The organism is Thermoproteus thermophilus (assembly GCF_055392855.1).
The window spans coordinates 267,134-279,710 of record NZ_AP042466.1 but is presented as its reverse complement, the minus strand read 5'-3'; the positions used below and the strand labels follow the sequence as shown (position 1 = coordinate 279,710).

13 protein-coding genes and 1 pseudogene are annotated in these 12,577 nt (G+C 55.1%); 7 read left to right on the top strand and 7 right to left on the bottom strand.

The window, feature by feature from the left end:
• The first annotated feature begins 19 nt into the window (after positions 1-19).
• The 7 genes and pseudogenes from ACZ5PA_RS01705 to ACZ5PA_RS01675 all read left to right on the top strand — a co-directional run.
• A complete protein-coding gene (locus ACZ5PA_RS01705) occupies positions 20-964 on the top strand; it encodes an FkbM family methyltransferase (RefSeq protein ID WP_464931258.1) in 945 nt (314 codons plus the stop codon).
• Position 965: 1 nt separating this feature from the next.
• A complete protein-coding gene (locus ACZ5PA_RS01700; protein ID WP_464930569.1) occupies positions 966-1,841 on the top strand; it encodes a class I SAM-dependent methyltransferase in 876 nt (291 codons plus the stop codon).
• A gap of 407 nt (positions 1,842-2,248) precedes the next feature.
• Complete coding sequence (locus ACZ5PA_RS01695) at positions 2,249-3,298, top strand: glucose-1-phosphate thymidylyltransferase (protein WP_464930568.1); 1,050 nt, start codon at positions 2,249-2,251, stop codon at positions 3,296-3,298.
• Positions 3,295-4,260 (top strand): dTDP-glucose 4,6-dehydratase, encoded by a 966-nt coding sequence (rfbB, locus tag ACZ5PA_RS01690; protein WP_464930567.1) that lies wholly within the window; start codon positions 3,295-3,297, stop codon positions 4,258-4,260. The genes ACZ5PA_RS01695 and rfbB overlap by 4 nt, the downstream gene beginning before the upstream one ends.
• The gene (locus ACZ5PA_RS01685; RefSeq protein ID WP_464930566.1) at positions 4,257-5,108 is read left to right on the top strand and encodes an SDR family oxidoreductase; all 852 of its coding nucleotides are present in this window, start codon (positions 4,257-4,259) and stop codon (positions 5,106-5,108) included. The genes rfbB and ACZ5PA_RS01685 overlap by 4 nt, the downstream gene beginning before the upstream one ends.
• Before the next feature lie 442 nt (positions 5,109-5,550).
• Entirely contained in the window at positions 5,551-6,354 is an 804-nt protein-coding gene (locus ACZ5PA_RS01680; RefSeq protein ID WP_464930565.1) for a DUF8196 domain-containing protein, read from the top strand.
• 218 nt (positions 6,355-6,572) lie between these two features.
• A pseudogene (locus ACZ5PA_RS01675) lies at positions 6,573-6,734 on the top strand (glycosyltransferase); the annotation flags it as partial.
• Positions 6,735-7,346: 612 nt separating this feature from the next.
• Here ACZ5PA_RS01675 and ACZ5PA_RS01670 read toward each other — a convergent pair.
• The 7 genes from ACZ5PA_RS01670 to ACZ5PA_RS01640 are packed head-to-tail and all read right to left on the bottom strand — an operon-like array spanning position 7,347 to position 12,577.
• Entirely contained in the window at positions 7,347-8,285 is a 939-nt protein-coding gene (locus ACZ5PA_RS01670; protein ID WP_464930564.1) for an AAA family ATPase, read from the bottom strand.
• A complete protein-coding gene (locus tag ACZ5PA_RS01665; protein WP_464930563.1) occupies positions 8,267-8,983 on the bottom strand; it encodes a hypothetical protein in 717 nt (238 codons plus the stop codon). The genes ACZ5PA_RS01670 and ACZ5PA_RS01665 overlap by 19 nt, the downstream gene beginning before the upstream one ends.
• Entirely contained in the window at positions 8,967-10,457 is a 1,491-nt protein-coding gene (locus tag ACZ5PA_RS01660; protein ID WP_464930562.1) for a DUF4129 domain-containing protein, read from the bottom strand. The genes ACZ5PA_RS01665 and ACZ5PA_RS01660 overlap by 17 nt, the downstream gene beginning before the upstream one ends.
• On the bottom strand, positions 10,454-10,693 hold the full coding sequence (locus ACZ5PA_RS01655; RefSeq protein WP_464930561.1) for a hypothetical protein: 240 nt from the start codon (positions 10,691-10,693) through the stop codon (positions 10,454-10,456). Before ACZ5PA_RS01655 ends, ACZ5PA_RS01660 begins: the two co-directional genes overlap by 4 nt.
• The gene (locus ACZ5PA_RS01650) at positions 10,690-11,325 is read right to left on the bottom strand and encodes a hypothetical protein (RefSeq protein WP_464930560.1); all 636 of its coding nucleotides are present in this window, start codon (positions 11,323-11,325) and stop codon (positions 10,690-10,692) included. The genes ACZ5PA_RS01655 and ACZ5PA_RS01650 overlap by 4 nt, the downstream gene beginning before the upstream one ends.
• Entirely contained in the window at positions 11,322-11,831 is a 510-nt protein-coding gene (locus tag ACZ5PA_RS01645; protein WP_464930559.1) for a DUF1616 domain-containing protein, read from the bottom strand. The genes ACZ5PA_RS01650 and ACZ5PA_RS01645 overlap by 4 nt, the downstream gene beginning before the upstream one ends.
• Positions 11,813-12,577, bottom strand: a complete 765-nt coding sequence (locus tag ACZ5PA_RS01640) for a DUF1616 domain-containing protein (protein WP_464930558.1) — start codon at positions 12,575-12,577, stop codon at positions 11,813-11,815. Before ACZ5PA_RS01640 ends, ACZ5PA_RS01645 begins: the two co-directional genes overlap by 19 nt.

Below are 12,577 nucleotides of genomic sequence, written 5' to 3'. Positions count from 1 at the left end.
ACCTCAAACCGTGGGCTTAATGAGGAGTGCCAGGGTTTTGCTGCGTAGTAGGCGTTTATTCAGGAACTGGCTGGGCCTCGGCATCAGGTACTGGTTAATGAGGCATGGCATGATTAGGAGGGGCGAGTTACTAACTAAGTGCCGTGATGGTTCTACGTTGTTTGTGGATTCTAACCTTTACTCGAATATTGTTAATGCCATGGATTATGTTAGTGTTGATTGTTTTGGTAGTGGGTTTCTGGTTGATGGTTTAATCGAACTTGTTCGTGTTGATGGCGATTGGGTTTTTAAGTTACCTGGTGGTATTAGGATAATTGCTGGCGATTATTTCTACACCATCTATGAGACTTGGATTCTGGGTATTCATTTCCTTGGCTTTGACTTGAGGGATTGGGTTGTGGTTGATGTTGGTTCATTTATTGGGGATACACCGCTCTACTACGCAAGTAAGGGCGCCTTTGTGATCGCCCTAGAGCCCGTGCCGAGGCATTATGAGATAATGTTAAGGAACCTCAGCTTAAACCCGGGGCTTGCTAGTAGGGTTTTACCGATAAATGCAGCCTTAAGCGGTGTTGATGGCTACGTGGACATTGCGGTTACTTCGCAAATCGATGGTGTAGCATCGATGTTCAAGGACGGATTAAGGCATAGGGTCAAGTCGTTCACACTATCAACACTACTCAAGCACATTGAGGACCAGGGTATAGATATTAGTAAGTCTAGGGTTAGGGCTTTGAAGATGGATTGTAAGGGTTGTGAGTACGACGTGGTTAATGACGAGTCCATTAGGGTGTTTGATGTGTTGAAGATTGAGTACAGTGGCTACCTCAGGGGCGCCACGGTAGAGCCATTAATAAGGAGGCTCGACGAGGTGGGCTTTGTGTGCGAGATGTTTAAGCACAATCCGTATATAGGGCTATCACTAAAAACACACGGAACATTAAGATGCATAAGGGGTAAGTGACATGAATCTTGGTGTTTATTTATTTGTTATTAACGTTTTAAGGGGTTTAGTAAATAGGGGTTGTTTCAGGGTTGTTGAGGCCGGCTCCTTCAACGTTAACGGCAGTGTTAGGGATTGGGCTGAGCATAACTTATGCGTCGACTACATCGGCGTTGATTTGTCTGGACAGAGGGGCTACGTGGACGTAATCGCCGACGCGCACTTGTTGCCGTTTCGCGACGGCGCCTTCGACGTGGTTATATCGACTGAAGTCCTCGAGCATGTTAGGGATTGGCGCTCGGTTGTTGATGAAATAAAACGCGTCTTAAGGGTAGGCGGCCTCCTAGTAGTCACCACCCGCAGTCCCGGCTTCCCGCTTCACTCCTACCCCTATGACTATTGGCGATTCACTTTGAGCGATTTCAAGGCCATATTTGCGGACATGAGGGCCTTGAGGCTTGTGGAGGATCCGGAAGACCCAGGGGTTTTCTTCGCCGGCGTTAAGCGCGGCGTTGCTCGCACGCCCTCGGTCAATGTCCTCAGCGTTTGGCAAACACTTAGGAATCGCGGCAATTTAAACCCGGGGAGCGGCATTACGGGAAGTATTAGGCGTATGATCCTCAGGTTAGCTCTACTGTTAATGGGTTACCCAAGGTTCGTCTTGGGAGAAGTTTTGAATATGTGGACTAGAGGATGTAAGGTTAGTAGGGGGTCCATCGCGTGCGGCGACTCCGTTTACTACTTCGACAAAAGGGACCTAATCCTCTACTTGAAATCCCTGGTTAAGTCGCAAATTAACTACAGACCAAGGCCGGCGGCGTTTGGTGTATTATTCCTCATTAGGCGACTCCTCGACCTCGCCCTACGTGACGAGTCGCCTAATGCCGCAAGATTTTAGGCGTAATACGTCGACTGTGTGTTGTACCCCTTCTAGTGTTCCTCTCCTTACATCAAAGACTTAACGAGATCCTCAGGAAGTGCGGCATTATTAGGATCGGAACTTAGTAGGGCCCGACCGCCTCTGGAGGGGGTCTATTAAACGACGAAATCGTTAGGGATATTAGTACCAGGCGCGGTGGAAGTCAGCGAGCTCCCGGCAATGTCCTTCGTGGTGATGAAATGGGCTTAAGTGAACGCTGCGAAAGGTCTAAAGCGATTATACATGCCGCTGGTATGCAGAGGCCCGCATGAGCCTGGAGACCTCAGAGGGTCTGCTATGCGCAGAACATAGCGGAGTTGAGTGCGGTCACGGGGGCCTCTGTGACTTGTATACCAAAACTTATTAAATGTGGAGCCTACACTTTTGTGCAGGGCGTAGTGTTGGCTGGTGGTCACGCCACTAGGCTTAGGCCTACCTCTCTTTCTATGCCTAAACATCTAATTCCACTCGCTAACAAGCCCGTTTTGGGTTATGTCTTAGAGGACTTAGCCGCCGCGGGGGTGAAAGAGGCTTTCATCGTGGTGGGTCCTCACAATAAGGAGGCGATTGTTGAATATGTGGGGGACGGCTCTCGCTTTGGCCTCGTTGTGGAGTACGTTTTGCAAGAGAGGCCTCTGGGGATTGCCCACGCCCTTTCTCTAGTAGAGGACTTCGTCTCGGGGCCTTTCGTAGTTTACCTGGGCGATAACTTGATACAAGGCGGCGTGTCTCAATACGTTGGGCAGGCCGCTGGGAAGGACGCCTTAGTCCTCTTGAAGGAGGTGGAGGACCCCACTCGTTTTGGCGTGGCTATTTTCGACGGGGCTGGGAAACTAGCGGGCTTTGTGGAGAAGCCCAGGGAGCCCCCCTCCCGCATGGCCTTGGTCGGCGTTTATTTCTTCTCCCCTGTTGTGTTTGACTACGTCAAGAAGCTCAAGCCTTCGTGGCGGGGGGAGTACGAGATTACCGATGCGATTAACCTCATGCTCAAGGAGGGAGCAAGGGTGAGCTACGCGGTGCACGCCGGGTGGTGGCTAGACGTGGGAAAGAAAGACGACGTGCTCGCCGCAAATGCCCTCATATTAGACGAAAGGGCGGTTCGCTCGGTGAGGGGGGTCGTGGAGAACAGCAGAGTCGAGGGGAGGGTGGTGGTAGAGGAGGGCGCAGTGGTTAAGAACAGCGTAGTGAGGGGGCCGGCGGTGGTGGGGAGGGGCGCAGTGGTGGAGGACTCTTTCATTGGCCCGTATACTAGCGTGGGTGATCGCTGTACTGTCAAGAACAGCGCAGTGGAGTACAGCGTGTTGATGGAGGGCTGTGTGGTGGAGGGTGTGGAGAGGCTCGAGGAGTCCATAGTGGGGAGATATGCCAAGGTGTCGGGCGGGTGGAGGAGGGCGGTGAGGCTTCACGTCTCGGACTACTCTTTAGTGGAGATATGATCTTGGTGACCGGCGGCGCCGGGTTTATCGGATCTGCCCTAGTCCATAGGCTGACGGCTTCTGGAGAGGAAGTAGTGGTGGTGGACAAGTTGACCTACGCGGGGCGGATGGAGAACCTCCCCAAAGAGGCCCGCTTGGTCCCCATCGACGTGGCTGACTTCGAGCAGATGGCCAAAGTCGTGAAGCTCTTCCGCCCCCGCCTCGTCTTCCACCTCGCCGCCGAGTCTCACGTAGACCGCTCGTTCCACGACCCGCTTGTGTTTACTAAGACAAACGTATTGGGGACGCACTCCCTCCTAGAGGCAGTCAGGCGGTATGCCGACGATGCAAGGGTGGTGCACGTCTCCACAGACGAGGTGTATGGCCCCGCCGCAGACACGCCGTACCGAGAGGAGGACCCCCTCCGCCCAACTTCTCCATATGCCGCTAGTAAGGCTGGGGGAGATATACTCGCCAGGAGTTACTTCGTGACCTATGGACTCGACATAGTAGTGGCGAGGCCTAGCAACACCTACGGCCCTAGGCAATACCCAGAGAAGTTAATACCCAAGGCCGCAATAAGGCTCATGTTGGGCCTCCATGTGCCTATACACGGCACTGGGAGGCAGAGGCGTACTTGGACATACGTAGAAGACGTAGTTGACGCTTTGTTGTTACTAGCCGAGAGAGGCGCCAAGGGGGAGGTCTACAACATAGCAAGCGGGGAGGAGCGGACTGTGCTCGAAGTGGTCGAGGCCGTCGCCAAGGCCTTGGGAGTGGAGCCGAGGGTGAAATTCGTCAGAGATAGGCCGGCGCAGGACGTCCGCTATCTCTTAGATACTACAAAGATAAGAGAGCTGGGCTGGAGGCCCCGCACCCCCTTTGACGTGGGCGTGGTGAAGACTGTTAAGTGGTATCAGGAGAATAGAAGCTGGTGGGAGCCCCTCCTCGACGATGAATACTTCAAGAGGGACGAGCCGTGAGGGTAGCGTTAATTACAGCCACGGGCCTTCTGGGCTCTAAGCTGTACTCCCTCCTCTCGGCGAGGGGGTTCGACGTATTGCCTTTTTCCCACTCCTCTGGGCCGTTTCCGCGTTTTGATTTATCTAGCCCCGACGTCGACTTGTTGAAGCGGGCTAGGCCCGACGTTGTGATAATCTCGGCGGCTTATACGGACGTGGACAAGTGCGAGGACGAGAGGGAGAAGTGCATGGCTGTTAATTGCCTCGGCGTAGCCGCCGTGGCCAAGTCGCTCGGCTCGGCCGCCCACATCGTCTACATCTCCACAGACTACGTCTTTCGGGGGGACCGCGGCATGTATACAGAGGCCGACGCGCCGTCGCCAGTGCAGTGGTACGGCCTTACTAAGCTGTGCGGGGAACACGCCGTGGCTATGTACAGCAACAGATGGACTGTGCTACGGCCGTCGACGCTTTTCGGCGTCGGCGGGTCTAAGCTAAACTTCGCCATGTGGGCCGCCGGAGAGTTGACAGCCGGTAGGCGGATCAAGGCTTTTACCGACGTGTACTCTACGCCCACGCTGGCCGATTCCTTGGCCGAGGCCGTGTTGGAAGCGATAGAGAGGGGGCTGTACGGCCTCTTCCACTTCGCGGGGGGCGACAGAGTTTCGCGTTTTGAGTGGGCTTTGGCTATCGCGAAGAGGCTCGGGGCTGAGGGCCTCGTCCAGCCCGCCAGCGCTAGGGAGGCGGCGTGGAGGGCGAAGAGGCCCATGGACTCTTCGCTCTACGCGAGTAGAGTATTCAAGACCCGAATTTTGAGCTTAGAGGAGGCAATCGACAAATTTATAGAGGAGTACAAACGCCGCGTCTAAAAGACTCCGTGTGCGGCGCAAACCGCATATCCCTCGGCGGCTTCGCGGGGTTTTCCTCACTGCAGGCGGTAGGCTGAATATTGGCGGCTATGTGTGGGCTCGTCCAAGTAAGCCGCGGCTTGTGGTGGGCCTAGTTGTCTGAGGGGCCTCGGGTTTAGCGGATTTGTCGTATGCCTCTGCCCTTGTCTATTCCTTCAAAATTCCCAGAGCGCGGCGAATTGGGCTAGAGGAGGTGCCGGCCTCCCCTGAGCTCTTCTTGTCGATGGGGTCGAGCGTATTTCCCGTACTTGTGCCGTACGACCCGCCGGCTTGGCTATTCGAGGCATTACGGGGCATTCCGCCGTCTTACGTCGGCCGGTCTAAGGCGCGTGCGGAGGTCGATTGTTGGCGGTCCCTGCGACTTTCAGCTGTAGAAGTTATTTATAAAGGGCGCGGAGTATGCGTGAGCCTCTCTCCTGAGGAGAAGAGGCGGTTTCTAAAGGCGTTGGAGGCGGATGAGGAGTTTAGGCTGGCCGTGGCGGGGGCCCTCGGCCTTGGCCAAGTCTTGGCTGAGTTAAAAAAGCTGAGAGAAGACTTTAATAACTTTGTAAAGAGGGAGGAGAGGAGGTGGCGTCAAAACGAAAAGCGTTGGAGAGAAAATGAAGAGAGGTGGAGGACGTGGTTTCAAGCTTGGCAGAAATTCCTAGAAGACTACGAACGAAAATGGCAAGAAAACGAGAAACGTTGGCAGGAGAACGAAAAATACTGGAAAGAGAACGAGAAGCGCTGGCAAGAAGATGAGAGGAGGTGGTTGGAGAATTTGAAGAGGTGGGAGGAGGCCGATAAGAAGTTCAAATGGCTCATGTCCGCGTTGGCGGATATTAGAGACGCGTTGGGCGGCGGCTTTGAGTACTACGCGGCTCGCGTAGTTTCCGCCTTGCTTAGGGAGAGGGGTGTAGAGTGTCGTGTCTTGGTGAATGTTGCTCTGCCCGTAGACGGCTTCAAGGAGGTGGATATATTCTGCCCAGAGCCGTTGGTTGTGGGAGAGGCGTCTGTGGCTGTGCGTACCATAGAAGAGGCAGAGGGCTTGGTAGAGCAGTTGAGGAGGTCGGTAGAGGCTGCGGAGAAGTTCGCCAACAAGAAGGCCTACATGAAAGTATTGGCAGTGGAATTCGCCCAAGCCGACGCCGCCCAGTACTTAAAAAAGAAGGCAGAAGAAGAAAACATATACCTAATACTAGGCAGGGAGTACGAGCATTGGATATAAGTAGTCTCTCGTTTGGTGATTTTTGGCTTGTCTTGTAGTATGGCTTTTTTGGTTGTGTTTCTGGGTTTGGGTCTGTCTTAGGAGTAGCCGCGGAGGAGACAGGCCGGCTACTACGTTTGTTGTTTAGGCAGTTTACTTCTCGCCGCCTCTATTATCGAGGCGTGGATTGCTAACTTGTTCATTATCTAATATTGCCTTCTATTGCAAAGAGGGCGGGGGTGGTGGTTGTTTTTCAAGAGGGTAGGGGGAAGGCGGATGCTGTGAAGACTGTACTGAGGCTTGTTAATACTCCCTATGTCGTGGTTATAGATGGCGACTTTAGCTACCCCGCGGAGTACATCCCCACTATGGTGGAAATGCTTAGGAGGGGGTATGACGAGGTTATTGGGGCTAGGAGGCATGTCGAGCCGGGTACGCAGCCGCGCCTATTTGCCTTGGGGAATAGGATTTTGACTTGGTGGTTTAACCTGCTCTTCGGCACGCGGCTGTCTGACGTGTTAAGCGGCTTGTACGCCCTGCGCCGCGAGGCGGTGGCTGACGACCTTTTCGCTAGTAGGGGGTTTAGTATTGAGGTGGAGATAGTTGCCCACGTGGCGTCGGCGGGGGAGATAGCTGAAGTGCCTATACGCTACAGGAGGCGTCTGGGGGTGAAGAAGCTGAGGGCTGTCCACGGCGTGAAAATTGCCATCGACGCCTTTAGGCTCAGCTGGTATTACAATCCCCTCTTCGTAATTGGCCTCCTCGGAGCCCTCCTCCTCGTCCCAGGAGTGGCCCTGACCTCGTGGGTGGCGTATCGGTGGCTATTCCTCGGCGTTAAGCACTACGTCTGGGGCATCATATCCCTCACTCTCGTGGGGGCTGGCGTTGCCTCAGCCGCAGTGGCCTTGCTCTCCCTCTACCTCAAACGGATGAAGAGGAGGTTTATAAAAAGCCCTGCACAGTGCCTGTCGCCGTTAGGCCCGGCGCTGTCTTATGCCTGCCGGCGTAGGACACTACCATGGAGCGGGAACTTTTTTCAGGACGTCTTTCCAGGGGCTGTCTTTGTAGGCGGCTGGTTCAAGCTTGGCAGCTATTCTGTGGGGGATGGCGTAGTGGAATGCCCTCTTTACGTCGTCCGGCACGACGTAGTCTCTGCCTTCCAAAGCGGCGAAGGCTCTGGCTAGGCGGGCCACATGGATGCCGGCCCTTATGCTGAGCAGCGCGTTGACCGACCTCCTGGCCTCTTCTACGAGGTCGACGATGTAGCCCGCCACTTTGTCGTCTAGCTTAACCCCTCTGAGGGCCCTCGTCGCTGCCGCCACTTCGGCGGGGCTTGCCAGTGGTCGCCTTTTAAGTGCTTCTAGCCTGTCTTCTATAACGTCGGCGCCTTCGACGATTAGCCTCTCTAGAGAGGTGTCGGGCTTCTCTACGTATATGCTAGTGGTAAATCTGTCGAGTACTGCTTGTGGGATTTGGGCTAGGCCTAGCTCTTGCAGATTAGCAGTGGCTATCACTATGTGGGGCTCTGGGAGGGGGAGTTCCTCTCCTTCAATTGTGACTTTTTTTTCTTGCATGGCCTCTATAAGCGCCGAGAGGCTTCTCGGCGGCATTCTATTCAGCTCGTCGATTAGGACGACGTTGGCGAAGATGGGCCCCTTAATTATGTGGCGTGAGCCGTCTCTGGCGTACACCACGTAGCCCAACACGTCGGAGGGGAGTGTCTCATTTGTAGCTTGTATCCGTTTGTAACTGCCGCCCATGGCGTAGGCGAGGGCTTTGGCTAGCGTAGTCTTGCCCACCCCCACGGGGCCTAGGATTAGTAAATGGCCCCCGGCTAGGGCGGTGGCTACCACGGCTTCAATTACGGCGGAGTCTCCCAAATATACGCTTTGAAGCGCGGTCATGAGCCTCCTGGCCAGGTCGAAAACTGGTTTTAAGGCTCCCTGGGCCATAACGAGATTAGGAGAGCAACGAGAGGTATTAACACTATCGCCTCGGGAGCGCTCCTCACCGCTCGCCACACCGCCGCCCTTGCGTCTACCTCGCCTCCCAGATATGCAGTGGGCTTGTCGCCGCACAAAGACTTAAGCCACTGGGCGTTTTGCGCCATGTCGAGAAGGGCGTTTGTGAAGACGTAGGGGCTAGACACGGCAATTACCTCCGAGTCGCCTACACGCTGGCGTATAGCTACTACGTACCTCCCCGCCGAGCCGCGCCATGTGGCAAACTCGCTTGTCTCGGCCAGAGGCAACGATGCGGGGCCTGGCACCATCGGCAAAGGCTTGTAGAGGGCGACTGTGTAATTGCCCACTAGGGCAAGTGGGTAGTTGTAATTAAGCGCGTTGAGGACGGGGTCTGTTATCTCTCCGCTTTTTACATATGCGTCTACTCCCAGCGCCTTTAGCGTTTGGTTTGTGGGGCCTAGCAATACCACCACCAAGCCTGGCTTGAGGGGCGGCGGGTCGGCGTCTGGGGCGATTATGACCACCGAGGCGTTTTCCAAGGGCGCCAGCTTGCACAACTGGCCTACCTTAGACGCCCCTTGCGGCCCAGTGTTGTAAATACTAAACGGCGCCGGGTCGGGAGATATGTACACTACTGCAAACACGGCGGCTAAGACTATCAACGCGGCGTTAACGTAGCTCTTCATAATCCTCGGCTGTGGGCTGGGCACCTCCATAGAGTACTTCTTCAAGTCTGCGCCCAATTTTCCAAGCTTTTTCGTAGAGGGACTTGTCTACCTTGGCCACTTCGCTTAGCAATTCTCTTATAGTAGTGCCTGGGAATAAGGTAATTCCGAGCCGTTGGGCCAGCGCCCTCAGATACCTAGCCGCCAACACGGAATAGTCATATGGCATGTATTCAAGGCGTACTTCGGCGTCTACACGCCGCGCTCTTTTGAGCGCCATAGTAGTTAAAAATACTGCGAAGCCTCCTAGCGCGATTATTTGCACCGGGTTTATTAACACTGCTTCGAATTCCGCCACTGCGCCGGAGTAGGGCATGTGAGGGGGTATGTAGATGGCGAATTTTCTATACCCCGTGGCCTCTAAGAGGCTGGGCGTGTAGCGGAAATAAGGAGTTAAGGCCGCCGGTATGCCGGCTATGAGGACTTGTGGCGGTTGAGCCAAGGGCGGGGGCTCTGCCGTGATGTTAAAAACGCAGCTGGCTGACGCCGGTGCGTATATGCCAGAGGGGGGTGCATATACTGTGGCATTGTACACCCCCGGGGGCAACGCCGTGGTGTTTACAAGGACTTGGAAAACTCCCCGAGACACGGAGGCATTCATAGTTAATTCCCCAATCTTTACAACTACTTGCTGGACGTCGCTCGATACCACGCCTTCTAGACTCGCCGCGCGGCCCCACTTAACTTCTGTGGGGCATTGGAGGCGGATTGTTGTATTTACATATTCGACGTGTATCGTGGCGTTGGCCTGAGCGGCTCCGTGCTTTCCGTCGTTCGGCATGTAGAGAGCTGACACCACCGCCTCGGGCTTGTAGACGTTTAGCACCACTGGCACGCGGACGTGGCCTTGGAGTGGCACCTCTTTTACAAGTCTGCCTTCTAGGAATATGGACAACGTGCCGTTGGGGGGCTGGGCCCATGCCTCGATGTAAATTGTGGAGCCGGCCCTTGCCTTGGACGGCGCTATGAGGGTTAAGTTAGCTGGCGGCCTCTCCTCGAGGGCCTTCCCATAGCTCTCTACTCTGAGATACGCCGCTGTGTAGTAGTCCTTAGCCTCTTCCCACAGTTTTAACTCTAATAGAAGTCTTCTAATTTGTTCTAAGGTTGCTTTCGCCGCCGCGTAGGCCCTCTTCGCCTCTGTAAAATTTTTCTCAGCTACTGCACTCGCCAGTGTGGACATCTCGGCGTCTAGTTGTTTTACTAACGTGGCTAGCTGTCTAATTTTTTCTGCCTGGGTGTTATTGGCGAGGAGGATCAACTCGGCGTATTGTCTAAACTCCGGCGACCCGGCCAGTTGGGCCAGCGACGACAATTTTAGTCCAATTGGCTTTAATTCTACATGTGGGCTTTCGAGCCACGGCTTGGGGCCGGCGGCTGTTGTTTGAAGTAGGGCGAAGAGTAGTAGAGCCACGGCTACGACGATTACGTACTTCATAATAACTCAACTATTCTCATTGCGGCGAAGTAAGCGAAGGCAATTAACAGCCCCGCTGCCACTATGTCGGCGGCTTTTGAATAATGGGGTGCCACGGGCCTTGCCAAGGCCAAAGTTATGAAATAGGTTAAGGCGAGGATAGAGACGTAGACTCCCAAGTCGTATACGCCAACCGTCGAGAGGAAGGAATACGCAATGCCTGTGAGGAAAACCCACAAGGCGAGGTACGCCTTCATACAAACCTAATTACAATACGCCTCCTCTGCCCCTCCCGGTCTTCTTCTTCTACATACGCCGGCCTCCCCGCGGCCTCGGCGGCCACCGCGGCGGCCACAGAGGCGGCCCAGCTTCCAAATACATACTCAGCCACCGTCCCCTCGTAGACTAAGTCTTTTACCTCAGCCTCAATCCTAAGGCCGCCGGCCAGGGGGGTGGCCACTATCTTCTTCGCAAGGCCCGTCTTTGCTAGACATGCCGCCACGCTCTCTGCCGGGTCGCTCCCGATTACGTCTCGGCAGTATTCTACCAAGGCAGAGCCCGGCGGTATGAAGACAAAGCCGCCGCCGGCTTTGAATGAAAACCTCTTGGGCGGCACAGGCTCGCCTACCACTGCCAAGGGCCTGGGGGCGAGAGAAGAGGGCATATAATAAGCCTGAGAGACTGGGGGGAGGGATTCTAGCACTAACTGGACATTTAGCCACGACCCCTCTGCTATTTTTCTCCACACCTCCTCGGGGGCTGTCCTCTGGGGGGCCGCTAGTATTGCCCCCGAAGCCGCCACAGCCACGCCTAGGAGTAACAGGCTATAGTTGTTTAAGTACACTGCGGCGGCTAAGATGACTATTGCAACGACAAATAGCTCTTTCATTTACAAGACGCTACGTGTTGGGCTTTTCTCCACCCGGCGTATATTAACAAAGGCACTGTCACTGCGGCGAGGGCAGAAATTACGGGGACTAGTCTTATGCCCCAGGGGGTGTAATTCAATACGAGACCTACCAGCGGCACTACGGCGAGGCTTAGGCCGATGGATAGGGCTAGGCGCTCTAGTGGTGAAAGCTCGTCGCCGCGGGGGTAAAGCGCCTCTACCAATGCGTAACCTGGCAAGAACAAGACGAAGAGAGTTCCCAAGACGTAGCGAAGAGGCCCCGAGCCCGCCAAGGCCACGGCGACGGAGGCCGCCACGAGCCCTAGCAGAAGCCATAGCCACAAGCCTGCCGGGGAGAAAAACCAGGAGTATCCCTTGGGCGCCTCTAGCTCTAACTCGCCTCTCTTAACCGCTAGCAGTACTTTAAAAGCTTCTTCGTATATGTCGCCGCCGCGTGTCTTTACGAGCTCTTCTACTGTGAGGCAACTCACCTCGCCTTTATCCATATGTAGACTGATCTGTTCGTATATATTAAAGTTCCATCTGGCTGGTACATCCAAAGCTCGGCCTTAAATACGCCGCTACTATTTACCACAAACCTCACGGGGAGGATCGCCGACTCGTTGTGGCCGAGGAAAAACTCTCTCACGTAGAAGCCGCTTGGAGAGGGCGCGGCCTCCGGGCTGTCTACATACCTTCCAACTACTCTAAACCACACGGGGTGGCCCATGTGGTTAAAGACGTATATGTAGAGAGTGACTACCTCTCCCTTTGAGACGTTTGTGGGGTAGTCGCCGATCTTCCCCCCGGGCCCCAAGAGGCCGAGGGCTGTAAAGGGCTCCAGCGGCTTAAACTGCGACGCGACGGCGAAAGCCACTGCCACTACAATCACCGCCGCGAATACCGCCGCCACCTCTTCGTCAAAGAGGAGGGTCTTCGGCCTCCCGGACCCCTTTAACACCTTCCTCTTCCCATGTATTTTAAGGAAGAAGAAGCCGATAATCTTCCTGTGGCGTAGGAGGAACAGCGTTGCTAGGACTGCCGCGGCTGCGGCGGCTGTCCATGTATACACGTCGCTCCAGAACTTGGCCGCCTCTGCTCTGGCCACTTCAGCCGCTACTTGTGACAGGAGGGCGTCTCTCTCGGCGCCGGTGGCGTTCAGCGCCTTGTTTAAAAGCGGGACTACGCCGCTGACGTCGACGCCTCTTTTCGCCGCTTCTACTACCAAGCTGTAGGCTTGTAAGAGGTCCAC

Coding starts and splice junctions, on each gene's coding strand:
- ACZ5PA_RS01700 (WP_464930569.1), top strand. CDS start 966: ATGAATCTTGGTGTTTATTTATTTGTTATTAACGTTTTAAGGGGTTTA.
- ACZ5PA_RS01670 (WP_464930564.1), bottom strand. CDS start 8,285: ATGGCCCAGGGAGCCTTAAAACCAGTTTTCGACCTGGCCAGGAGGCTC.
- ACZ5PA_RS01645 (WP_464930559.1), bottom strand. CDS start 11,831: ATGGATAAAGGCGAGGTGAGTTGCCTCACAGTAGAAGAGCTCGTAAAG.
- ACZ5PA_RS01705 (WP_464931258.1), top strand. CDS start 20: ATGAGGAGTGCCAGGGTTTTGCTGCGTAGTAGGCGTTTATTCAGGAAC.
- rfbB (WP_464930567.1), top strand. CDS start 3,295: ATGATCTTGGTGACCGGCGGCGCCGGGTTTATCGGATCTGCCCTAGTC.
- ACZ5PA_RS01660 (WP_464930562.1), bottom strand. CDS start 10,457: ATGAAGTACGTAATCGTCGTAGCCGTGGCTCTACTACTCTTCGCCCTA.
- ACZ5PA_RS01655 (WP_464930561.1), bottom strand. CDS start 10,693: ATGAAGGCGTACCTCGCCTTGTGGGTTTTCCTCACAGGCATTGCGTAT.
- ACZ5PA_RS01665 (WP_464930563.1), bottom strand. CDS start 8,983: ATGAAGAGCTACGTTAACGCCGCGTTGATAGTCTTAGCCGCCGTGTTT.
- ACZ5PA_RS01650 (WP_464930560.1), bottom strand. CDS start 11,325: ATGAAAGAGCTATTTGTCGTTGCAATAGTCATCTTAGCCGCCGCAGTG.